General features: G+C 57.9%; 21 protein-coding genes. 16 read left to right on the plus strand and 5 right to left on the minus strand.

The window, feature by feature from the left end:
• Positions 1 to 235 precede the first annotated feature (235 nt).
• From folB to ACFE7X_RS10760, 10 genes are all read left to right on the plus strand, one after another.
• Complete coding sequence (gene folB / locus ACFE7X_RS10715; RefSeq protein WP_375435657.1) at positions 236 to 598, plus strand: dihydroneopterin aldolase; 363 nt, start codon at positions 236 to 238, stop codon at positions 596 to 598.
• Positions 599 to 913: 315 nt separating this feature from the next.
• Complete coding sequence (locus ACFE7X_RS10720; protein ID WP_375435658.1) at positions 914 to 1465, plus strand: RNA polymerase sigma factor; 552 nt, start codon at positions 914 to 916, stop codon at positions 1463 to 1465.
• 30 nt (positions 1466 to 1495) lie between these two features.
• On the plus strand, positions 1496 to 2347 hold the full coding sequence (locus ACFE7X_RS10725; RefSeq protein ID WP_375435659.1) for a HEAT repeat domain-containing protein: 852 nt from the start codon (positions 1496 to 1498) through the stop codon (positions 2345 to 2347).
• A gap of 126 nt (positions 2348 to 2473) precedes the next feature.
• Positions 2474 to 3253, plus strand: coding sequence for a DUF4097 family beta strand repeat-containing protein (locus tag ACFE7X_RS10730; protein ID WP_375435660.1), 780 nt, complete (start codon positions 2474 to 2476; stop codon positions 3251 to 3253).
• Between the two features lie 93 nt (positions 3254 to 3346).
• A complete protein-coding gene (locus ACFE7X_RS10735) occupies positions 3347 to 4066 on the plus strand; it encodes a hypothetical protein (RefSeq protein ID WP_375435661.1) in 720 nt (239 codons plus the stop codon).
• Positions 4067 to 4226: 160 nt separating this feature from the next.
• A complete protein-coding gene (locus ACFE7X_RS10740; RefSeq protein ID WP_375435662.1) occupies positions 4227 to 5057 on the plus strand; it encodes a DUF4097 domain-containing protein in 831 nt (276 codons plus the stop codon).
• Between the two features lie 172 nt (positions 5058 to 5229).
• Positions 5230 to 5658, plus strand: coding sequence for a BlaI/MecI/CopY family transcriptional regulator (locus ACFE7X_RS10745; protein WP_375435663.1), 429 nt, complete (start codon positions 5230 to 5232; stop codon positions 5656 to 5658).
• Complete coding sequence (locus ACFE7X_RS10750; protein ID WP_375435664.1) at positions 5645 to 8269, plus strand: M56 family metallopeptidase; 2625 nt, start codon at positions 5645 to 5647, stop codon at positions 8267 to 8269. The genes ACFE7X_RS10745 and ACFE7X_RS10750 overlap by 14 nt, the downstream gene beginning before the upstream one ends.
• Before the next feature lie 372 nt (positions 8270 to 8641).
• On the plus strand, positions 8642 to 11173 hold the full coding sequence (locus ACFE7X_RS10755) for a DUF5916 domain-containing protein (protein ID WP_375435665.1): 2532 nt from the start codon (positions 8642 to 8644) through the stop codon (positions 11171 to 11173).
• Positions 11174 to 11210: 37 nt separating this feature from the next.
• Entirely contained in the window at positions 11211 to 11600 is a 390-nt protein-coding gene (locus tag ACFE7X_RS10760; protein WP_375435666.1) for a VOC family protein, read from the plus strand.
• Positions 11601 to 11629: 29 nt separating this feature from the next.
• On the opposite strand, the gene meaB is transcribed toward ACFE7X_RS10760, so the two are convergent.
• Positions 11630 to 12607, minus strand: a complete 978-nt coding sequence (gene meaB, locus ACFE7X_RS10765; protein ID WP_375435667.1) for a methylmalonyl Co-A mutase-associated GTPase MeaB — start codon at positions 12605 to 12607, stop codon at positions 11630 to 11632.
• Between the two features lie 113 nt (positions 12608 to 12720).
• Here meaB and ACFE7X_RS10770 point away from each other — a divergent pair, with 113 nt between their 5' ends.
• Both ACFE7X_RS10770 and ACFE7X_RS10775 read left to right on the plus strand, forming a co-directional pair.
• Entirely contained in the window at positions 12721 to 14151 is a 1431-nt protein-coding gene (locus ACFE7X_RS10770) for a DUF5723 family protein (protein WP_375435668.1), read from the plus strand.
• A 277-nt stretch (positions 14152 to 14428) separates the two neighbouring features.
• On the plus strand, positions 14429 to 15844 hold the full coding sequence (locus tag ACFE7X_RS10775) for a DUF5723 family protein (RefSeq protein WP_375435669.1): 1416 nt from the start codon (positions 14429 to 14431) through the stop codon (positions 15842 to 15844).
• 74 nt (positions 15845 to 15918) lie between these two features.
• Here ACFE7X_RS10775 and ACFE7X_RS10780 read toward each other — a convergent pair whose 3' ends face one another.
• From ACFE7X_RS10780 to ACFE7X_RS10790, 3 genes are all read right to left on the minus strand, one after another.
• Complete coding sequence (locus ACFE7X_RS10780) at positions 15919 to 17016, minus strand: TolB family protein (protein WP_375435670.1); 1098 nt, start codon at positions 17014 to 17016, stop codon at positions 15919 to 15921.
• A gap of 245 nt (positions 17017 to 17261) precedes the next feature.
• Entirely contained in the window at positions 17262 to 17822 is a 561-nt protein-coding gene (locus ACFE7X_RS10785) for an NUDIX hydrolase (protein ID WP_375435671.1), read from the minus strand.
• 56 nt (positions 17823 to 17878) lie between these two features.
• Entirely contained in the window at positions 17879 to 18640 is a 762-nt protein-coding gene (locus ACFE7X_RS10790; protein WP_375435672.1) for a murein L,D-transpeptidase family protein, read from the minus strand.
• Between the two features lie 323 nt (positions 18641 to 18963).
• Here ACFE7X_RS10790 and ACFE7X_RS10795 point away from each other — a divergent pair, with 323 nt between their 5' ends.
• A complete protein-coding gene (locus ACFE7X_RS10795) occupies positions 18964 to 19968 on the plus strand; it encodes an alpha/beta hydrolase (RefSeq protein ID WP_375435673.1) in 1005 nt (334 codons plus the stop codon).
• Positions 19969 to 20032: 64 nt separating this feature from the next.
• On the opposite strand, the gene ACFE7X_RS10800 is transcribed toward ACFE7X_RS10795, so the two are convergent.
• Positions 20033 to 20698, minus strand: a complete 666-nt coding sequence (locus tag ACFE7X_RS10800; RefSeq protein ID WP_375435674.1) for a hypothetical protein — start codon at positions 20696 to 20698, stop codon at positions 20033 to 20035.
• A 375-nt stretch (positions 20699 to 21073) separates the two neighbouring features.
• On the opposite strand from ACFE7X_RS10800, the gene ACFE7X_RS10805 reads away from it, so the two are divergent.
• From ACFE7X_RS10805 to ACFE7X_RS10815, 3 genes are all read left to right on the plus strand, one after another.
• Complete coding sequence (locus tag ACFE7X_RS10805; protein WP_375435675.1) at positions 21074 to 21529, plus strand: DUF4174 domain-containing protein; 456 nt, start codon at positions 21074 to 21076, stop codon at positions 21527 to 21529.
• Positions 21530 to 21591: 62 nt separating this feature from the next.
• Positions 21592 to 22254 carry a DUF2461 domain-containing protein gene (locus ACFE7X_RS10810; protein WP_375435676.1) on the plus strand — a complete coding sequence of 221 codons (663 nt, stop codon included), beginning with the start codon at positions 21592 to 21594 and terminating at the stop codon, positions 22252 to 22254.
• Positions 22255 to 22347: 93 nt separating this feature from the next.
• A complete protein-coding gene (locus tag ACFE7X_RS10815; protein ID WP_375435677.1) occupies positions 22348 to 23514 on the plus strand; it encodes a geranylgeranyl reductase family protein in 1167 nt (388 codons plus the stop codon).
• Positions 23515 to 23815: the final 301 nt, after the last annotated feature.

A 23815-nucleotide genomic window follows, 5' to 3' on the forward strand; every position in this document is an offset into this window, starting at 1 on the left:
TACGCTGGCGTATAGGCTGTAAGCCTGCGCTCCGCGTATCGTTGAACGACTGGTGCCGTGCTGTAACAACAACGATGTTCATTGACACGCGAAGCGCAGGCTTCGCACTACAGACTCTGCTACTGCATATATACTCAGCTCAGCTTAGGTCATAACATGACCTCTGTGCCAACAATAATGTTGCCGTAGCTTGCGCCTGCGTATTTCGGCATTCACAATCTCACAATTTCACCGCATGGGCCAGATTGCACTGGAGGGAATGGAGTTCTTCGCGTTCCACGGCTACTACGACGAAGAGCAGAAAATCGGGAACAAGTATGGCGTTGACCTCTACATCACGACGGATCTGCACGCGGCCGGTGCCTCCGACCGGCTACACGAGACGGTGAATTATGAAATACTCTACCGGGTAGTGGCCGAGGAAATGCTGGCTCCCGCGCGGTTGCTGGAGCACTTGGGCTACCGCGTAATAGACCGGGTGATGGAAGAATTCCCCTACATCGAATCCGTGCAAGTCAGCGTCTCGAAGTTCAACCCGCCCCTGGGTGGCATCTGCCACCGCGCCCGCGTAACCTTGGACCGGCAGCGCGGTGACTAGCTATTAGCTAGGAGAATATTGTCCATTTCCTCGTCCTACTTCGGCGAGCGGACACCAGATGAAGCAGGACGGTTAGGGTGGTAATGACCACATTGTAGATGAGTTGCAGCATCATGAATGCAACACAACCAATAGTAAACACAGAGAAGCCAGCCCGATAAGGCTGGTTTTTTTATGCTTGATAAACAGAGTAGTAGCAGTTCCGCGAAAGCTGTATTCTTACTTCCGAAAAAATAAATGATACCGGCTGTAACGAATAGCCGGGTCGCCGGTAATCGGTGCAAAATCAATCATCCACGTTTCTTTCCACTTAGAATGCAGGTAGTTGCTACAAGCGACGAGGAGCTAATGGCTCAGGTAAAAGCCGACAACCTGGACCAGATGGTACCGTTGTTTGAGCGTTACCAAGGGCCGCTGTTTGGCTTCTTGTGCCGGCTAAGTGGGGGCGATGCGGAAGTTGGGCAAGACCTTACGCAGAACGTGTTCTACCGGGCTATGAAGTACCGGGCCAGCTACCAACCCGGCCAGCCGGTGCGGGCCTGGCTCTACCAACTAGCCCGCCACGTCCACGCCGACCACTGGCAGAAAAGCCGCCGCCAGCAGCCCACTGCCGACCTCGACGGGGTTGAACGGACCGTCGGCCACAGCCGCATAGCCCAGGCCGATTGCCAGTCCACTGACCAGAAGCAGGCCTTGCAGGAAGCGCTGAACTTGCTGCCGCCCGAGCAGCGCGAAATCCTGGTGTTGCACCGCTTCCAGGGTTTCGACTACACCGAAATAGGGGATATGCTGGGCTGCACCGCTGGCGCGGCCCGCGTGAAAGCCCACCGTGCCTTGGAAGCGTTGCGCAAAATTTATTTCAGCTGAAAATCCCGGGCCCGAACCCGAATCCATACCATGAACGAGTCTCTGGAAAATAAATCTTTCACTCCTGATTGCGAAGCTATTGCGCCCTTGCTCGCTGGCTATGCCGAGCAGGACTTGACGGCGGTGGAAACAACGCAGGTGGAAGTCCACTTGCCGGCTTGCCCCGCCTGCCGCGCCCAGTTGCGAGAACTGCGGGAGCTGCTGGCCTGCATCGACGACCAAGTGTTCCCTATGCCCCCGCTGGCCCTCCGCGACAACTTTCTGGCGCAACTGGCCGAGGAGAAAATGGCCCTCCCCAAAGCCGTTGATGCGCAGTCAACGGAACCGGTCGAAGCGAAAGTAGTAGCCTTTTGGGCCCCCACGCCCACGGCCCGCTGGCTCCGGATAGCCGCTAGCATTGCATTGCTGGCCGTCGGAGCGCTACTTGGGCTGATGCTGCGCCCCGGCATTTCACCGGAACTAGCCTCGCGCCAGCCAGCCGCCGGCGAAACGCTAGCCGCCACCCTGACGGCCGCTACCAGCCAACCGGCTACCGCTAGCCGCCGCATTCAGCTGGTGGCCGAAGCGCCGGCCTCGGTGCAGCCCGGCGACCCGGCCATCCAGGTGCTTATCAATACGCTGAATGCTGACCCTAATCCCAATGTGCGGTTGGCCGCCTGCGAGGCCCTCTACCGCCTGCGGGCCGACCCCCGGGTAGGTCCGGCCTTGGTGCAGGCCCTACCCAATCAAAACGACCCCAACGTGCAAATCACCCTGATTGAGTTGCTGGTAGCCCTGCGCGACAAGCGGGCCGTGCCAACCCTGGAGCGCCTTTCGCGCCAGTCCGACGCACTGCCCGCGGTGCGTCAGCAAGCCGCTAGCGGCTTGGGGCAGCTCATATAAGGTTGTTGCGGCCGGCCTAGCAAACCTGATGACGCATCCGGATGTGCACTCAGTTTCTGTCCGCACCTGCTGTGCAGCGGGCCGCAACTACTTCTCTTTTCCTCTCCCGACTTACCGTTTTCACTTATGAACAAGATCGTAGTACTCACCTTTTTTGCCCTGCTCACGGCCAGCGCTAGTGTACAGGCGCAGGAATTCAAAGCGAAATTCAATGGCCGCCAAGACCGCAAAGTGGTGCTGGAAATGCAAGGCAGCGAAGTAACCGTGGAAGGATACGACGGCGACGAGCTGATAATCCGCGGCAACGGGTATGATGGGCCCCCCAAACAAGCACAAGGCTTACGCCCCGTCTACAATGCGGCCGAGGACAACACCCAAATCGGGTTGTCGGTGACGCCGGGTTCCGGCAACACCCTGCGCGTGGTGAAGGCCTCGCGCCAGAGTGCTACCTACACTATTCGGGTGCCGCGCCGCACGGCGCTGGTCTTCACCCAAACCAACTGGAACAGCGGCGACTTGGTGATCCGCGACGTGGAAGGCAGCATAGAGGCTACCGTGAAAAGCGGCGACTTGAAGCTGCTGAACGTGTCGGGGCCGGTGGTAGCCAACAGCGTAAGCGGCGACATTACGGTCCGCTTCACCGGCATGCGGTCAGAGCCTAGCTCGATTTCCTTGGTCAGCGGCGACCTGGACGTGACCATGCCCGCCGCCAGCAAAGCCAACCTGGCCCTGCGCTCTATCTCCGGCGAAATCTACACCGACTTCGACCTGAACCTCGGCAAAGGACCCGAGAACATGACGCGGGTAGGGGGGCAAACGGTAAGCGGCAACATCAACGGTGGCGGTGGGGCAACTCTGTCGCTGAAAACCATCAGCGGCGACATTTTCGTCCGCAAGGCTAAGTAGGTGACAGCGGACGCCGAGCCTGATCTGGTGTCCGCTTGTCGGAGTATTTCGCTCTTGTGCTACTCAACTTTCCGTCATTTTAAACGCTACATCATGCATCGGTTTCTGTTTCTTTTCCTACTTGTCGGATTAACTGCCGGGTCTGCTTTCGCGCAGAAAGTCATCGAGAAAAAGGCCGCCGTGTCGGCGGGCCAGCGGGTGGTGCTGAACCTGAAATTCGGCAACGCCATCCGTATTCGGCCGGCTACCGATGGGCAGCTGCACTTGCGAGCCACCGTCAACATCAACGAGAACAAGCTCAACGATGCGCTGCTACTCACGCTGAGCGAAACCGGGAGCGACATAACCGTAACGGCTGACCTCGACAAGAACGCTCTGCGAGCTGCGCAGCCCGGCGACTGTCCGCCCAACAGATCTACTACCAACTACTTCGGCTCCTGGGATAAGGGGTCCGGCAAAAACGCTGGTGTGTGCACCGAAATCAATTACGAAATCACGCTGCCCGCCGGAGCTGATGTGCGCGTGAACACCATCAGCGGCAATATCGATGTGGTAGGCCTGACGGGCCCGCTGGATGCTAAGTCTATTAGTGGCTTCGTGGACGTGAGCTGGCCGCCGGCCAAGGGCGCCGCCGTGGCCCTCAAAACCATCACCGGCGAAGTATACACCGACCAAGAGGTGGCCTTCGAGAATCGCAAAGAGAACCCCATTGTGGGCTACCAACTGCGCGGAGCACTAGCCAGCGGCAATGGCCCGCTGCTCAAGCTGGAATCCATCAGCGGCGACGTCTTTTTCCGCAAGCCCAAGCAATAGACCAGACAACGAGTAGTGAGCCAGTCTCTGATTCGTTTCGTCGAGCTTCTGCGCGGCGCTTCGCGCTTAACCTGAGTGGCATTAGCCCTTGATGCCCCACGAACTGACCTATCCAACAGGCAATCTTCCGATTCAACAAATCACCTTCTTTCTTTCCACTATGAAGCGTAACTTGAACATGAAAGCACTACTTACCTCTGGTTTGCTGGCACTGGTGGCCTTGCAAGCCGCCGCCCAAACGCCCGCCGCGCCGGTCTTCAAGTCCACCTGCGAGGATAACGGGTCGAGCAATCGTCAAAACTTCTGCGAAACCCGCGACCTAACGATGGCTGCGCCCGCTGCCGGTCAAACCTTAAGCATAGACGGTCGCCGCAACGGCGGAATTACCATACGGGGTTGGGATGGAACTGATGTACGAGTTCGGGCCCGGGTGCAAAGCTGGGGCAACTCATCTGCCGACGCGCAGGCGCAAGTAAAAGCTGTGCAAATCAAGAGCACCGGCAACGTACTAAAAGCCGAGGCCGGTGCTGGCGACGACAATTGGGCGGTGAGCTACGAGGTGTTTGTGCCTCGCAAAACGGCGCTGGCCCTGACTACCCACAACGGCGGTATCAGCATAGAAGGCACGCAAGCCCCCATTACGTTTGAGGCCCTAAACGGCGGCATTGCGCTGGCCGACCTCGGCGGCGATGTGCGCGGTACCACCACCAACGGCGGCGTGAGCGTGCGCCTAACCGGCAACAAGTGGGAAGGCAAAGGCCTGGACGTGAGGACCACTAACGGCGGCATTACTTGGCGCATCCCCGAGTCGTACTCGGCCCAACTGAAAACCGAAACCGTGCATGGCGGTCTAAGCACCGATTACCCCGTTACCGTAACGGGCAAGATTGGCCGCGGCCTGGATACCAAACTAGGGCAGGGCGGAGCCCTCGTTTCAGTGGTAACCACCAACGGCGGCATCAGCTTGCGCCGCGCCACCGGCGAAAACTAAAACTAACAACTAGCTCTAGCTCTAAAAGCTAGTTTCCCCTCTCTTTTGGAGAGGGAACTTGGGGGTGAGGTCCTGCTGCACGAAATATTTCGTATATTATGTTTGTATCTACGACGTATTTCGTATATGTTTGATGTACGAACTAATTCGTAGTATTAAAACAGCCGGAGACATGAGCAAGACCCCCATCCCTAAACCGACCGAATCGGAGCTGGAGATTCTCCAGGTGCTGTGGCAGCATGGCCCTAGCACTGTTCGGTTCGCCAACGACCAACTCAACCAGCGGCGCGAGGTAGGTTATACCACCACCCTGAAGTTGCTGCAACTCATGCTCGACAAAGGCTTGGTACTGCGCGAAGACGACTCGAAAACGCACATCTACCGGGCAGCAGTGCGGGAAGAAGAAACGCAGGGGCTGCTACTCGACCGGTTTGTGGATGCTGCTTTCGGCGGCTCGGCCATGAAAATGGTGATGCAGGCGTTGGGCAACCATCCTACGTCTGCCGACGAGCTAGCGCAGATCCGGAGCCTGCTCAACCAGATTGAAGAACAGCGTAACGGCAACTCCACCTCTAAACCCCGCAACGATGAGCCTGCTTGAACAATTCGGGTCGCCGGCGCTGATTCGCGCTTTGGGTTGGACCTTGTTGCACTCGGTTTGGCAAGGCGCACTGGTTGCCCTCACGGCTGCTACGCTGCTCATGCTCTTGCACCGCCACGCCGCCGCTTTGCGCTACCGGGTAGCTGCCGCCGCGTTGATTACGCTGCTGGTTTTGAGTGGCCTCACGTTTGGCTATTATTACTACGCGTTTGGGGCTAGCACGAACGTAACGCAGCTAACGGAAGCTTTAGCTATAGAAATGGCGCCGCCAACTGCTGACGTTGTTACTTCAGAAGATGGCAGCCCGACCACACAAGGAAAGGTAGTAGCCATTTCAAACGAACCCCTGCCAGCAGAAGAGCCTAGCCGCTTGCAACAGCTACTGACCGGAGGGCAAATGTATCTGGAGCGCAACATGCCGTTTGTAGTAGTAGCTTGGCTGCTCGGAATGCTCGCCATGACGCTACGCTTTTTGGGCAGTTTGGCCTATGTGCAGCGGTTGCGGCGTTACCGCGTGGCAGCATTGCCCGAGCAATGGCAGACGCGCCTCGACGCGCTGGCCGCCCGCACCAACTTGCGCCGCCCCGTGCAGATTCTGGCCTCGGGGCTCGTACCTGGTCCCTTGGTAATCGGCTGGTTGAAGCCCGTGGTGCTCCTGCCCATCAGTGCCGCCTCGGGCTTGTCGGGCAGTGAGTTGGAGGCAATTCTGGCCCACGAGCTGGCCCACGTCATGCGCCGTGATTATCTGTTCAATCTGCTGCAATCCGTAGCTGAAATCCTGTTCTTTTATCATCCGGCGGTGTGGTTCCTGTCGGGCTGCTTGCGGACCGAGCGCGAAAACTGCTGCGACGACATTGCCACCGAGTTGTGTGGCGACTCGCTGGTGCTAGCCCAGGCGCTGGCCTCGTTGGCCGCGTTGCAGCACGCCCCCACTGGCCGTACGCCCGAGCTGGCTATGGCCGCGGCCGGAAAATCGGGTTCGTTGCTAAGCCGGGTACGCCGGCTGGTGCAGCACCGTGCGGCGGCTCCCACCTTCTCCGATGGATTTTGGGCGGCGTGTGTGGTGCTCTTGAGTGTAGGTGTGCTTACCGTAAGCACGGTGCTTTCGTTGAGTGCGGCCTCGTTTAGCCGTCCTGCTGCTCTAGCGGCAGAAACTACTTCCTCTGAAGCATACACCGAGCCAACTGATGCTACTGAAGTGGAAGATGCACCAGAAGCCGAAGAGGCCAGTCAGCAGCAAAGCAAGGAGCAGGAAGCGGGCTACGAGCCCGGCGACGACAAGATGCTGGACGACACCGTAGTGGTGTATGCCCAAACCAATCCGAAGCTACTCACCAAATCCGGTAAGGCCCGCCTCAACGAAATTAAAGGCCTAACCGTGGTAGTGAAAGATGAGAGCGGTGCTATTTCGGAAGTATATGTCGATGGCAAAAAGCAACCCGCCACCGAACTGCCCGCCTATCGCGACGCGCTGGCGAAAGCCGAAAAAACTGAAGCGGCCTCTAAAACTAAAGTGGAAGGCCAGCAAGTCGAGTTAGACCGCATGACTACGCTTTCCAACCGCATGGCAGCTGCGGCGCTAGCCGGTGAATCGCCGAGTGCTGCCGATGCCGAAGAGCTGTCGAAGCTGGCGCTAACAGAAGCGGGAGCCTATATGGAGATGGAGAAAGACCTGCATGAGCATGCCGAGTCCCTGCAAAAGTCGTTCGAGACGGCCGAGAAGTCGCTGAAAGAGCAACTAGCTAAGCAGAACTTAAGCGAACTAGAGCGGCGGGAGATACAGGAAAACCTGCAGGAACTGCGCGTAGAGCACATCGAAGAGATAGAGCAAATTCAGCAAGACAAAGAACAAGCTCGTCGGGACAAGGAGCAGGCGCAGCGCGACCGGGAACAAGCCCGCCGCGACCAAGACCAGACCCGTTGCAACACCGAGCAGGCCCGCCGGGACCAAGACCAAGCTCGCCGCGACAAGGAACAAGCCAAGCGTGACAAGGAACAAGCCAAGCGTGACAAGGAGCAGGCAGCCTGGCACAAGGCTCTGTCCGCCGAGTTGCTTAAAGATGGCTTCGTTCAGGACCCCAATAACTTCAGTTTCTCGCTAAGCCTAAAAAGCCTGTCAATAAATGGCAATAAGCAGCCGGATGCTATGCGGCAGAAGTACGTAAAGCTGTACGAAGACACTACGGGTCGCAAACTGAGTGCTACCAGTTCGGTCAATATTCAGCAGCAAAGCAACAGCAACAGTTTCGCTTACAGCGATATGCCGCCAGTTCCGGCGCCACCGGTTCCCCGCACGCCGGCTGTGCCTCGGGTGCCACCCGTACCGCGTACACCTACCGTGCCCCGCACTCCAACGGTGCCCCGCGTTCCGGCGGCTCCGCGTCCCCCCCACGTTGATTCCGACCGCATCCGGGAGGAACTGCGGCAAGATGGCCTGCTTGATAAGAATGAGAAGAATTTCTCGCTTCAACTCAATAGCCAGGGCCTGACGGTAGATGGCGCCAAGCAGCCCGATGCCCTGGCAGATAAGTACCGCAAGCTCTTAGGCCACTCCACGGATAAAAACAACAGCAAATCATCTTCAACTATTGACATATCGGTGAGTGAGTGATGCACCGAGCCGGTCGCTGCTGCAACAGTGGCCGGCTTTATTTTTGGCGAGCAGTGCAGTGCGAAAAAAAGTTGGGGATTGTTGTAACCAACTGCGAGAAGGAGAGTGTAGGTGTGTGCCTGTGCTTAGGGTTAAAGCTCATTTCAGCAACAAAACAACTAGGCAAGGCAACGGTCATGCTATCGATTGCATCTATAGCATCAAATAGTAGCAATATTCACTTTTAAAGTCGCAGAATACGCGCCTTTAGCTTCCGATTCTGGGTGCCAGCCGTTGTGGACTGGCTTAGAAAATCTTCAGTTTGATACACTCATATCTCGCCATTTTGTCGTGATGCGCTACTGCTTTGTCTTTCTATTTTGGCTTAGCAGTATGCTGCTAACCAGTTCTGCACTAGCGCAGCAATCTGCCGCCGCGAAGGCCTCAGAAGCCACCGACTCGAAAGTGCCAGCACCCAAGCGGGCACTGCAAGCTGTGCGCATCACCGAGAGCATCAAGCTCGACGGCCTGCTCGATGAGGCCGTTTGGCAACAGGCCACCGCGGCCACCGACTTCATTCAGAACCGCCCTAATCCCGGTCCGCACGAAAAGCACCCCACGGAAGTGCGCATCCTCTACGATGACGCCAACCTGTACATCGGGGCCATCATGCACGACGTAAATGCCGATTCCATTCCGCAAGAGCTATCCGCCCGCGACGACTTCGCCAACACCGACTTCATTGGCGTCTTCCTCGATACGTACCACGACAAGCTCAACGGCTACGGCTTCTTCGTGACGACGGGTGGCGTGCAGATGGACTGCCGCTACTCGCCGGCCGGTGGCGAAGACTTTGCTTGGAATGCCGTGTGGGAATCCCGCACGGCCATTAGAGGCACCGATTGGGTGGCCGAAATGCGCATTCCATATTCGGCTATTCGTTTCAGCGCCACCACCGAGCAGCTGTGGGGCCTCAATTTTATGCGGCGGCGCAGGCGCGAAAACCAAGACTTCTTCTGGAACGAGGTGCGGCCCGCCGTAGACGGCTTCGTGAACCAGTGGGGCGAGCTGAAGGGCGTGCGCGACATCAAGCCGCCGCTGCGCCTCTCGCTCACGCCGTACGTGTCGAGCTACGTGAACCACAACCCGCTGAACGCGGAGGGTACGCGCCGCACCACCACCAGCTTCAACGGCGGCGCCGACATCAAGTGGGGCATCAACGAAAGCTTCACCTTGGACGCCACCCTGGTACCCGATTTCGGGCAGGTGCAGAGCGACAACCAGGTACTCAACCTGTCGCCGTTCGAGGTGCAGTTCAACGAAAACCGTCAGTTCTTCACCGAAGGCACCGAGCTATTCAACAAAGGCAACCTGTTCTACTCGCGGCGGGTGGGCGCCACGCCGATTGGGTTCTATGACGTGGCGGTGGGCACCGACGAGAAACTGGTGAAAAACCCCGCTGAAACGCGCCTGCTAAACGCTACGAAGGTATCGGGCCGCACCAGTAAGGGGCTGGGCGTGGGGTTGTTCAATGCTCTCAGCAACGACGTGTACGCCACCATTCGCAACGTTGAGACGGGCGAGGAACGGTCGGTGAAGACGCAGCCGTTCAGCAACTACAGCATTGCCGTGCTCGACCAGAGCTTGAAGAACAACTCTTACGTCAGCCTCATCAACACCAATGTCACGCGGGCGGGCAGCGCCTACGACGCCAACGTGACGGGCGGGCTGTTTCGCTTTGCCAACAAGAAGAACTCTTACGCCCTGGATGGCCGCATCGTGTACTCGCGCCGCCGCGGTAATGTGTTTGGGTCGGAAAAGGAAATCGACGACCAAGACGGCTACAAGTACCAGATAGGCTTCGGCAAGATCAGCGGCGCCCTCACGTGGGGTTTCAACCACGGCATCGAGTCGGACCGCTACAACCCCAACGACTTAGGCATCCTGTTTGGCAACAACAACATCTCTCAGAATATCTACGTCAATTACAACAAGTACAAGCCGTTCTGGAAGGTGAACAATCTCTACACCTGGAGCGAAATCACGCAGTCGTTGCTTTATAAGCCCACGCGGTACCAGGCCGTGGGTATTGCGGGCGGCGTGCAAACCACGTTCACCAAGAGCTTTATCACCACGGGCTTCAACGTGAACATCGACCCCACGAAAAACGACTTTTACGAGCCGCGGGTATTTCCGCTAGGAGAATACTACGTGCGGGTGCCGAGCAGCGTCAACGTGGGCGGCTTTCTATCGACGGATTACCGCAAAAAACTGGCGTGGGACGTGAATGGTGGCGTGCGGGCCTACGAGCAGGACGACCGGCTGCCCCGGCCCCGGCGGATGGGTTACGGCCTCGTGGTGTCGCCGCGCTACCGCGTCAACAACAAGCTCAACTTCCGCTACAACATTGAATGGGATTACAAGCAAAACCAAATTGGCTACGTGAATGGCGGCATGGATGAAGGCGAGCCGCTCGACAAGGAGTTTATCGGGCAAGTGATTCTGGGCCGCCGCAACGTCGTCACAATTTCCAACGTGCTGTCAATGGCTTACACCTTCTCGAACCGCATGTCGTTCACGTTCCGCACGCGCCACTACACCAGCAACGTGCGCTACCAGGACTTTGCCCGCCTCACGCCCGGTGGCCAGGAAGAACTGGTAGACTACCGCCGTAACCGCGACAACACCTACAACGCCTTCAACATCGACGCGGTGTACTCGTGGTGGTTTGCGCCGGGTTCCCAGATCAGTGTGGTGTGGAAGAATGCTAACAACCCCGACTACGATTACCGCTCCGGCAACGAGGCGACGCCGCTCTATTTCAACAACCTGAGTAATACCATCAACACGCCGCACAATAATTCGGTATCCATCAAGGTGCTGTATTACCTCGATTACCTGGCCCTGCGACCGAAGAAGGGGTAGGGAAGGCATACCGCGCCAGCTTCTACCTTTGCGTGCTATGAGCCAACACATCGGAGCCCTTGCCTTGCTCGTGCGCGACTACGACGAAGCCCTTGCTTATTACCAGAATGTGCTGGGATTTGAGGTACTAGAAGACACCAGCCAAGGTGACGGTAAGCGCTGGGTGGTAGTGGCGCCCGCCGGGGCTGCTACCCGCCTACTGCTAGCCCAAGCCGCCACCGAAGAGCAGATTCAGCAGATCGGCAATCAGGCGGGTAGCCGCGTGTTTCTGTTCTTGCATACCACCGATTTCGCCGCCGACTATGCAACCATGCGGGCGCGGGGCGTACAGTTTCTGGAAGAGCCCCGGCACGAAAGCTACGGCAGCGTAGTGGTATTTCAGGACCTCTACGGCAACAAGTGGGATTTGCTAGGACCACGCCCCTAACGCAGTATTGTCGTTGCGGCAACGCTGCGTTACAACCCCAATAGCTCGGTTGCGGCACCAAAGGCGGATTGCTGGCCGGTCAGTACGCGCTGCTGAATGGCGGGTAGTTGGTGCTGCACTTCGGGGCGGGCATAGAACCGGGCTTCCAGAGTTTCGCGAATGGTTTCGTGGAGCCAGTGTAGGTTTTGCTCTTGGCGTCGGCGCTGGAAGTAGCCACTGGCCTGAGTTTGCTCTACGTACTGCTCTATCATCGCCCACACTTCCGGCACCCCCGCGCCCGTCAGGGCCGAGCTGGTTGTGACAACGGGCGACCAGGCGCTGGGGGCCAGCGGGAAGAGATGAAGGGCGTTTTGGTATTCGCGGCGGGCCCGACGGGAAGCTAGCTCGTTGTCGCCGTCGGCTTTGGTGATGGTTACGGCATCGGCCATTTCCATGATGCCTTTCTTGATGCCTTGCAGCTCGTCGCCGGCACCGGCCAGCATTAGGAGCAGGAAAAAGTCGACCATACCGTGCACGGCGGTTTCGCTCTGGCCCACCCCCACGGTTTCCACAAAGACAACATCGTGGCCGGCGGCTTCGCAGAGAATCATGGCCTCGCGCGTGGCCCGCGTAACGCCGCCCAGGCTGCGGCCGGCCGGGGAGGGCCGGATGAACGCCTGCGGATGTGCGGCCAGCAAATTCATACGGGTTTTGTCGCCGAGGATGCTGCCGCCGCTGCGTTGGCTACTGGGGTCAACAGCCAATACAGCCAACCGCCGGCCTTGCGTGTCGACCAAATGCAGGCCTAGGGCTTCAATAAAAGTGCTTTTGCCTACGCCCGGAACACCCGTAATGCCCACCCGCACCGAGCGGCCGGCGTGGGGCAGCACGGCATCCAGCACCTGCTGCGCCAACGCTTGGTCGGTGGGTAGCGTACTCTCCACCAGCGTGATGGCGCGGCTCAGCATGATGCGGTTGCCGCTCAGAACGCCGTCGGTGTATTCGGAAACGGAAAAGCGCTTAGCCATCAAGACGTAGAACGGAGGGGGCTCTGGGAGGCAATAAACCTATAGTAGCAGCGGAATGCGCTTGCAAACTAGCCCATAATAGTACATTTGACGAAATCGGTTGTTCTTCTGCTATGGTAAACTCTACGCAAATGCTCGGTGCCGTGAACAAGACCCGCTCCTTCTTTCTGGCCGCCGGGCTACTGGGAAGTGCTCTTTCGTTGCAGGCTCAAAGCGAGATAAGCAATTTCACTGCAACTGGCCGCGGTGGTGTGGCCACCACTTTCGCCACCGACTATCAAGCCATTGGTATCAACCCGGCTAACCTGGGCCGGGTCGGCGGGGCCCGGTTCGCGTTTACGATTGGCGAAGTCGGAGCCGGGGTTAGCTCGCAGTCGCTCACCCGCGACCAGTTGCGCAAGTTTGTGTACAACACCAACGACGAGCTGACGCTAACCGAGAAACAGGAACTAGCCCGTGGTTTCACATCCGACAATGCCCTCAACCTGAATGCCGACGCAACCACCCTTGGGCTGGCCGTGCAGATACCGGCTTTAGGGGGCATTGCCATCAGCAACCGAATTCGGTCCGTCGGTCACGTCGAACTAAACAAGAACGCGGCCGAGTTACTGTTTTTAGGCAAAGACGCCCCCATTTACGCGACGGCCAGTGCCAGCAACATTCCGCTGGTGTCGGAGGCCCTGGATGGCACGCAGTTTCAGTTTTCAGCCCTCAACGAGTTCAACATTGCTTGGGGCAAGCGGCTAGTTGACTTGCCGTTGTTTCAGCTTTCGGCCGGGGCGGGCTACCGCTACATTCAGGGGGTGGGCATCGTGGACGTGCGCGTGAAGCCCGGCGACTTGCAAGCCTACAGCTCCCTGTCGGCGGTTTTCGATATCAACTACGGCAGTTTAACCTCCGACCCGAACTTCAACTTCGAAGCCCGCACCAACGGCTTGCAGCCTGTAGGCCAAGGCAACGGCTTTGACTTGGGCTTATCGGCGGAAGTAGGGAAGCTCGTGCGCCTCGGGGTAGCCGTTACGGATATGGGCAGCATGACTTGGGAAGGCAACCTGCTCACGGCCAACGACCAAAAGCTGAAACGCCTCAAGTCCGCCGGCGTCGGGAGCTACGATTTTTTCAAAGAAGCCGCCGAAATCTTTGCCTCCGGCACCGACAGCTTGTTTCAATATCAGACCGGCCAAGACCGTAAAGCCAACTTGCCTACCAAGTTGCGGGCGGGGGCAGGCTTCCGCATCAGCGAGTTTTTCGAAACCGGCCTCGACGTGACGCTCCCCCTCAACAATGTGGCCGGCAACCTGACGTCTCCCCTCGTTGGCGCGGGCCTTGACTACAAGCCCCTAAGTTGGTTGCGCCTCAGCAGCGGCGTATCGGGCGGGGCGGGCTACGGCCTGAACATACCGTTGGGGCTTACTATTGCAACTAGCGTGTACGAAGGCGGTATCAGCACCCGCGACGTAGTGGGCCTGCTAGCTGACAAAAACCCGTATATATCGGTAGCGGCCGGTTTCCTGCGCTTCAAGTTTGGGGGCAAGACGCAATAGAAGGCCAGGCAAACAGCCTGCTAAGTGAATTTCAAGCAGATAGTTGATAGAGCGTAACGTTTCGGAGTATCCGGCCGAATTCTTAGGTAGCTGCAAAGATGAAAAGGTCCAGCCGCGGTGAGCGTGGTTGGGCCTTTTTTATTCCTATTAATCAGAGTAAAAGGCAACTACGAGGCTAGCTGAGCGCGAAAAATACCTAGAAGTAGGTATTGTGGAGGTGTATAGAGATGATTCTATTTGCTATAAATTTATTCACAATTTTTCTTTGCTCAGTTCTATGAGGATTTCTACCCCCTTTTCCTTTTTTCTGGCGTTTTGTGCATTGGGAATAGATGCTGCTCAGGCCCAAACCGACATGAGCAACTTCTCGAACGTGGCCCGGGGCGGTGTCTCCAACACGTTCGTGACCGACTACCAAGCCATTGGCATCAACCCGGCCAATTTGGGGCGAAGCGGGAATGCGCGGGTAGCGCTAACCATCGGGGAATTCGGGGTAGGCGTGGGGTCACAGTCCCTGACCCGCCCGCAACTAGAGAAGTTTGTGAAGCATTCCGGCGACGAACTCTCCCGCGCCGAAAAGCTGGAGTTGGCCCGTGCCTTCACCTCCGACAACACGCTTAATCTAAGCGTAGATGCCACGCCCGTGGCCTTGTCGGTGGTACTGCCGGTGGTAGGCAGCTTCGCGTTCAATGTGCGGCAGCGGGTGACCGGGCACCTGGCTCTCAACAAAAACACTGCGGAGTTGCTGTTTCTGGGCAAAGACGCCCCCATCTACCCCACCACTTTCAACCCCGCAACGGTCCCGCTTATCTCGGAAGTAATGGACGGCACCGCCGTGCAACTGGCCGCCTACAACGAGTACAACGTGGCGTACGGCCGCAACATCCTAACACTGCTCGGCGTCAAGCTGGCGGGTGGAGTAGGCTACCGCTACATTCAGGGAATGGGCGTGGTTGATATTCGTTCGGAAAACGGCAAACTGGAAGCTTACACCGCCCTCTCTCCCCAATTCGATGTCGATTACGGCAAGATTGCCAACAACCCGTCGTTCAACCGGCGCCAAGACACCGACAAGCTGCTGCAACCCGTGGGCCGCGGCAATGGCTTCGATGTGGGCTTAGCCGCCGAAGTAGGAAAGATGCTGCGCGCCGGCGTATCAGTAACCGATCTGGGCAGCATGAACTGGGAAGGCAACCTGCTCACGGCCAATGACCAGAAGCTGCGGCGCCTTCGCACCAGCGGAGTCAACAGCTACGAGTTCGTGACCGAGCTAGCCGACCTTTTCGCCAACGGCACCGACAGCCTGCTCCAGTACAAGCCCGCCCAAAAGCACCGCGCCCAGTTGCCCACCAAGCTCCGCGCCGGCATCGGCCTCAAAGTAGGAACCCGCCTGGAAGTCGGTATTGACGTAACCCAGCCTCTCAACCATGTAGCCGGCAACATTCCCGATACGTTCTACGGGCTAGGTATCGACGTGAAACCGCTGAAATGGATTCGGCTCAGCACCGGCATCAGCCGGGGGGCGGGCTACAAAACCGGCTTCCCGGTCGGCTTCGCCATTGCTACTACCGCTTACGAGTTCGGCTTCAGCACCCGCGACCTGCAAGGCCTCCTCACCGACGACGACAACCCCTACGGCTCCATCGCCCTCGGCTTCCTCCGCTTGAGAATAGGCAAAGGCACGAGAGAGTGAAGCGGTAAGATTGTAAACAGATGTTATTGCGAGGAATGAAGCAATGACATCTGTTTACAACTTCATTATCTCGCCTACTTTCCTGGTTCGGTGATGAAGTTGGGGAGGCCGAGTTTGCCGCGGCGGCCACCTAGCTTTAGGCCGTCGTCCACGTATTTGGCGGTGGCAGCGTCGCCGTTGGGGTTGGTGATGAAACCCAGGAAAGGATTGTCTTCGCGGGCTACGTAGATTTTGCCGTCGGGGGCGCGTTGCAACTGGCCTACTTTACGGTTGGCCGATTTGCCGATAACGGCTACTTTGCCGGTTTTCAGGTCGAACTGAAAAATCTGAGCCTGGCCGCCGCCTTCGCCGTTGCTGGAGCCGTAGAGCTTGGTGCCATCGGGTGAGAATTCGATGCCGTACGCCTCCGGGTAAGGCGAGAATACTTTCGGATTCTTCACTAAGCCCGTGTTGCGGTCGAAGTCGAACACCTCGTAGCGGTTGGCTTCGCGCCACACGGCCACGGCTATTTTGCGGCCATCGGGCGAGATCTTCATGGCGCCGATGGCATTGCGGCCGGGGCCGGCGTGCATGCCGCCCACGTTGCTCAAAATCGGCTTGCCCTGCACCCCGTCAGCCGTGACGAGGTAGCTCACGAAGGCGTTGGAGTTCCAGCGGTGGGCCACCACCCATACGTCGCGGCCATTCTGGTGGCGCACGGCGCTCAACTTCTCCGCCACGGGCGAGATAAGCAAGATGTTGGCGCGGGGCACGTCGCCGAGGCCGTTGTCGCGGGTCATGTCCACTACCGAGTAGCGTAACCCTTCTTTTCCACCTTGGGCGCCTACCGTAAACACGTAGAACACGTTGCCGCTACCAGGATCGGGTACGATGAGGGCGCTTTGGGTGCTGGCGCTGGAGCCGGTCAGGTTGCGGCCATTGGGCATGATGGTGTGCTGGCGGTTGAAGATGTTCTCGCCGTTGGTATAGAACAGCAGCTGACCTTGGGCGTTGGTAGCCACCGCCGAGCCCTCGTAGGTGGTCATTTTGCTGTTGAGCAGCGGCGTCGGGGCGCCACCACCTACCGGAAAGCTTAAGCCGGCCTGTTGTCCAAAATACCAGATACTTTGCTCGCCTTGGGCCCAAACTGCTGCTGGCAAGAGCGTAAAAAGCAGGAAAAAAAGTTTTTTCATGGTCGAAAGATAACAGCAGCACACTAACGCAATTCGTGCCAGATTATGGTGCGGTTGTGAGCTTGTGTCATTGCGAGGACGCAGGACGACGCAATCCGTCCTTTCTAAGACTCACATTTTCTAAATAGACAAGCCCTTAACGCTTGTACAGTCGTCAAGGGCTTGTCGCCTTTCTAAGTTTTCAGTTTATAGAGGACGGATTGCGTCGTCCTGCGTCCTCGCAATGACACGCCTTTACAACTTCACTACTTTACAAATTCGCCATCGAGCAAGGGCTGAAGGAGGGGCGTGATGATGCGGTAGCTGGCGCCCCACAGTTTATGGCCCCCGGCAATGCGGTAGAAGGCCACGCGCCGCGGGCCGGGCCAGCCGGGGAGTTGCCAGTCTTCTTCGGCGTGTTGGGCGGGGTCGGCGAGGCGGCGGAGCGGGATTTCCAGCACTTCCTCCACTTCGCGCGGCTGCCACTGCCACACCTGCGGCCGCCGAATCTGGGCCAGAAAAGGCGCAATCCGGTAGCCGCTAGGTACATCTACGGTGGGTAGAGCAGCCAATACTTCCACGTCGGTCGGAGCTAGGCCCACTTCTTCCTCTGCCTCGCGCAAGGCAGTAGCCAGCAACGACGCATCGGTGGGTTCGTGCTTGCCACCCGGGAAAGCCAGTTGCCCGCCATGAACACCAAAACTACTGCGGCGGACCATCACGACGTGTAACTCCCCGGCGGCATCTTGAAAAATAGGCACCAGTACTGCGGAGTCGCGTAAGTTCTTCGGAATAGGAAAATCGTTGGGGGTAAGAGGAGCCGGCATGAGGGCAAGGTACCCCGAATGGTTGTAGCTACTGGCTGTGGCCTCGCCATCACAGGCTACTCCACTGCGTACGCGCCGCGCGCATCTACGCGCACGGAGGGAAGCCGGTGGTGATCTTCGAAATACTGGTAGCCGGCCACCAAGCCTTGCCAAAAGCTGCTATGCGGGCTGGCTACACGGCGGGCCAAGTTTTCAGTGGTCATTTCAAATGGAAAAATATGCACGGCAATGCTGGTCTGGCCGGCACTGCGGGCTTCTACAGCCAACACGTACAGCTCCCGAATGCCAGCGTCGGTGATGGGCAGGCAGCCAACCGACGTATCGGAGCCGTGGATGAAAATGTCGCCGCCAGGGTTGGGGGCAGCGTGGCGTAAGTCGGCGGTGTTGGGATAGTCGAGGCCGAGCGACAGGTGGTAGTTGCTGACGGGGTTGAAGCGGTTGATGAAGTAGAAGCCTTCGGGCACCTGTTTGTCGCCGGCTTGGCGCTTGGGACCAAGGGTGCCCGAAGTGCCTGCTAGGGCATATGTGCGCAATAGTACAAATTCGCCGGTGTCTTGTTCGCGGCCCCAGACTTCCAGCCGCCGGCCCACCTTGAAAGCCCGTAGATATAACTCGAGTCGTCCCGCCTGAATACCATTTCGCCGCAGCAGCGCGTGTAGGTCGGCTTCATGGGTGGCGTAAGCATCTTGCACGCGCGGATATTGTTGTTGTTGGGCGCGAAAGGCCGGATCAGGATCAATGGCCATGGTTAGGGGCGAAGCAGAACGGGCATATAAAGTTAGCAGCAGGACCGCGGCCAGCAGGGCAAGGAATCGCATAAGGAAGATAGTAGAGGAAGCTCGTCAGTAGAACAGTGCAAAATGCCGGCCAGCTTCTCTTGTTTGTTCAACGGATGCTAAGTATAACTTAGTATAGCGGGAAGTATATAGATGGCCTGTGGCATAAGCAGATTATCTAACTAGCCCGCTGGTTGGCCGCGTCGGAAGAACCAGCAGGCTAGTTAGGCAGGCTTCCAAAACGCTGCTAGCAGTGGTAGTTGGGGAGAAGCTAGCAGATTCAAGCCGAGGAAGACCTCAGGTTATGCGAGGAATCTTGCTTGGCTGTACCCTAGCCTTTTCCTGTTATTTCCGTATCCTTTTCCATGGCTTCTTCCCCCGACCCCGATCCTGCTACCTACTTACCCGACCCGCTTGGCCCTGATTTCGAGTTGCGCCATCTGCCTCAGCCCATCGACTACGAGGGCGCGGTGCGGGCTACGCTGGTGCGCTACCGGAAGTCGGCGGTAGCCACGCGGGCAGTACTGTACGTCCACGGCTTCAACGACTACTTTTTTCAGCGCGACATGGCCGCCGAATACGCCGCGCACGGCTTCCGCTTCTACGCCCTCGATTTGCGCAAGTACGGCCGGGCCCTCTTACGGCACCAGCGCCCCAACAACGTCCGCGACTTAGTTGAGTATTACGACGATTTAGATGCGGCCCTAGCCGTCATCCGGGCTGAGGGCAGCACCACGTTCGTGCTTAGTGGCCATTCTACGGGCGGACTGATTGTCTCACTTTATGCCAAGGCTCGGCTCACCCCGGAATTAGCGGCACTGGTACTAAATAGCCCGTTTTTCGATTTGTTTCAGCCGTGGTATCGAAAGCTGGGCGTTCCGCTGGTAACCCGGTTGGGAGCGTTACTGCCCGATTTGAAGCTGCCCGCCAGCCTCTCCGATACCTACGGCCAAAGCTTGCACCGGGCCTACCGGGGGCAGTGGGACTACGACCTCGCCTGGAAGCCCAATCAGGTGTTTCATATCAATGCCGGCTGGTTGCGTGCTATCCGGGCCGGGCACCGGCAGGTGCGGCGCGGCCTGAATCTGCCAGTGCCGGTGCTGGTGCTGCACGCCGGCCGCACCGCCTCGGGCCGGAAGTGGTCCGACGATTTTCACCGCGCTGATATCGTGCTCGATGTAGCCCATATCCGCCAGCTTAGTCCACGGCTCGGGAACAAGGTGACGGTGAAGGCTATAGAAGGCGGCATTCACGACCTGTTTCTGTCGGCGCCGCCGGCACGGGCGGCGGCTTACCAAGCCGTGTTCGAGTGGCTGGAATCAGTGTTGCTGCCAGAGCTGGCAGGTGCTCTACCAACCAAAGCCAGTTAAGCAGAACAGTTGAAGTCCTAACAAAATAACACTATACAACAAGGCAGTGCCAGCCTGGAGGGCTTCAGTTCACTTGGCGCGTAAGACAACTGCCTAAGCCGAACTTGATACCGATTTCAGGTACTAAACCAACACGATTGATGCTATTGTAGTAGGCTGATTGGCGGCCTACGCCTGCGCCAATGTAAGCGTCAAACCAGCCATACTTGCCAATGCGGCGCTGCATCCCCCAAACCGCAGTTAGGGTTGAATGCAAGTAGGAATTGTAATAAGTGTAGTTGAAAACAGAGGAAGTTTGTAGAGCTAGGTAGTTGCCTACGAACGGCCCCGCAGCCCGGCCTTTGCGGCGGCGTTTTTCCTGGTTGTAATAGTAGCGCGCGCCAGCATCAAATCCGAAGTTGCCGAGAATAGAGGCGCGTGAGTTATCGTAGTAACGGTAGCGGCGGCCCACGTTGAAGCTGCTGAGCCCATTGACGAACACCGAAACAGCAGGGGTAACATGGTGCTCGACACTAACTACTAGCGGGACGAAGAACGCACGAGAATAGCCGTAGTATTCCAAGCCGCGAGTAAGGCCGGTTCCGAGTTTGATGAGCGTACCGGACCTATTGGGACGAGTCAAGTAACCAGTAGAAGTTGAATCTGGGGTTTGGGCTACTACAGGTAAAGCAGCCAATACAATCAGGCTAACCGCGCAGCTTACTCGGGGAAAAATAGAAACGACCGACATATCAAACGTAGATAAGGCAAGAAAAAGTAAGGATAGGAGTGTTGACCCTGAGAAACAGTTGCATGCAAGAAGTCCCACAACGCAGGAGGTGCCTATCTATAGTATAGGCACAGGGCGTTAAGTAGCGGCGCGGAAGTATGTCGGCAGTGTGTTCGCGTCGCAGCGAAAACCACAACAGGCCTAGGAAGGTATTAGAAAGCTCAGGCGGTGTGCTGGTTGTTCTTGACTGCTTGTCGTTCTAGGGCATAAGTGCGGCAGTAGCGCCCCGGCAACTCTGCCCTATGGCTGCACTACTTCCTCCCGACCAGGATGCAACCCGTCTTTTCAACCTGGTTGCCCGTTAAATGCATAACTCACCTCTGGCCTTACTTTGTTATGCGCTTTATTTCCTTTCGCTGGCTGCTTGTTTTAGGGAGCTTGGTTTTGCCTTCTATTACGGTGAGGGCCCAAGCAACCACTGTTAAAAGCTCCGTAACCGCATTGCTGAAAGCCAGCCGTTGGCAGAAACGGGTGTTGCTGCTTTGCGCGCCTACGGCCACCGATGCCACCTTGCTGCGCCAACGCCAACTGCTGGCACCCGCCCGTGCCGACCTCGCCGCCCGCGACCTGCTGGTGCACGAGGTCCTACTCACCCAACTCTCGTCCGCCGACAAGAAGTACCTAACCGAAACCCTGCGCGTTGCACCTGCTAATTTTACTGCGGTGCTAATCGGGAAGGACGGGGGCGCCAAACGTCGCGAAACCGAGCCTGTAACGCCAGCCTCGTTGTTTTCGACCATTGATGTGATGCCCATGCGGCAGCAGGAAATGCGGCAAGCCAAACAACAGTAGCCGACAGGTATGCTCGGTTTACTTTATACTCGCGGCCCTATTCCCGTCTGCCAATTACCCTTATGAACACACCACAACTCTTCGATTTCCTTGCCGAACTTAGTCAGCACAACGAACGGGAATGGTTTCAGGCTCATAAAGCCACGTACGACCAGTTGCGGCAGGAATTTGAGGCGGCCGTGGGGCGCTGGCTGAAGCAGATGACCACGCACAACCCGGCTTTGGTGGGCTTGGAACCCAAGAAGTGCATCTTCCGGATCTACCGCGACGTGCGTTTCTCCCGCGACAAGCGGCCCTACAAAACCCATTTCAGCGCTTACTTTTCTGGGGGTGGCAAAGCCAGCAACAACCCCGGCTACTACGTGCAGCTAGGCCCTAATGGGCAAACCCTACTGGCCGGCGGACTCTATGAGCCCGACAAAGAGCAACTGGCTCGTATCCGGCAGGAAATCGACTACAACGCGTCGGCGCTTCACACGCTGCTGCAAACTCCTGGTTTCCGCCAGTACTTCGCGGGGGTGGAAGGCGACCGGTTGAAAAAGGCGCCCGCCGGCTACTCCACCGAACATCCCGAAATCGAGTTGCTGAAGCACAAAAGTTTTATTGTAAGCCATTCCGTCCCCGACGCTACGGCTCGTAAGCTCGATCTGGATGCGTACGTGCCCACTACCTTCCGCGCCATGCAGCCTTTCTGCGAGTATTTGCAGGAAGCAATTGAGGTGTAGCACCAAGGAAAGGCGCTGTCACAGGGAAGTCACCACTAGCTGAGAGCGAGCCACAACCAAGTCACAAGCCGCTGCGGCGCGTTACCTTCATCTGTGCCCGTTACCACCGAATACGACGTTGTTATTGTAGGAGCCGGGCCGGCGGGCACTGCTTGCGCGCTGGCCTTGCGCCACAGTGGCCGGCGCGTAGCACTGGTAGACAAAGCCCGGTTTCCGCGCGACAAAATCTGCGGTGACGCCATACCGAGCCCGACCCTCAAGTTGCTTGCGTGCCTCGACCCCAGCTACGCCACAGAACTACACGCGCTACTAGCTCTGCACCGAGCACCCACCACGCATAGCCGTCTATTGGCCCCGAGTGGCGAGGAACTGCGCATCGCCTGGCATAATCCCGCTTTCAATAGCCCACGCCTGCATTTCGACGAGGCCCTACTAACCTTGGTGCGCCGACATACGGCCACTGAGCTACTGGAAGGCTACGCCATTTGCAGCCTGCAAACCGATGAACACGGCATTACACTCACACCCACCGATTCAACCCAGCGGCCACTCCGTGCCGCCCTCGTTATCGGCTGCGACGGGGCCAACTCGGTGGTAGCCCGCTCTCTGGGGCCACCAACTGCACTCGACCGAGCCTACCACTGCGCCGCCGTGCGCGCCTATTACAAGGAAGTCGCCGACGCACCCGAAGACACTTCTGATTTCTACTTTTTGCGCGAATACCGAGCTGGCTACTGCTGGGTGTTTCCGGTGGGCGGCGGGGTGTACAACGTAGGCTTCGGGATGCTTTCCGAGGAAGTAGCCGCTCGGCGCCTCAACCTCAGACACGAACTGAGCGAACTACTAGCCACTCACCCGCATCTGGCTCCGCGCTTCGCCAAAGCCGAGGCCCTTACGTCCATCACCGGCTTCGGCCTGCCACTCGGCGGCAGCAACCGGCCCGTGCACGGCCTCCGCACGTTGCTATGCGGCGACGCCGCCGCCCTCATCGACCCGTTGCAGGGACACGGCATCGACAAAGCGGTACATAGCGGGATTCTAGCCGCCGCCCAGGTGGTAGCCTGCTTTCAAGCCCAGCGCTTCGATGCAGACTTCTTGGCAAGCTACGCGCAGCAAATAAAGCAACGCATAGGGCGAGAATTAGCTCAACGCTACCGCTTGATGCGTTTTCTGGCCGGCAAACCCTGGCTGGTGGACCTGGTCGTGCGGGCGGCACGCTGGCGCTGGCTGCGCCGGCGGCTTGTACGCGCGGTAGGGTAGGGGCGACGTAGACAAAATGCCAGAGCGTAGGCCGCCACATCCTACTTTGCCAGGCTGGTTCTCTGGAAGATAATTATTCGTCACATGCACCAGATATCTAACCGAAGAATAACGGGTTGAAGTCAACAATTCGCTCTTTGCATGGGTGCTTCAACGCAATTGTGCTATCAACTAGCCGCTGGCGGGCCGTGGGGTTGCCTGCCCAATGCATGGCCTTCTCGAAGACTCGCAAACAAGGTTTAAGAAACCGTAATACCAGAATAAAGTGTTGCCATTGAGAGGGTTTCATCTTACTTTATGA

It is taken from the genome of uncultured Hymenobacter sp., from assembly GCF_964242765.1.
GTDB lineage: Bacteria > Bacteroidota > Bacteroidia > Cytophagales > Hymenobacteraceae > Hymenobacter.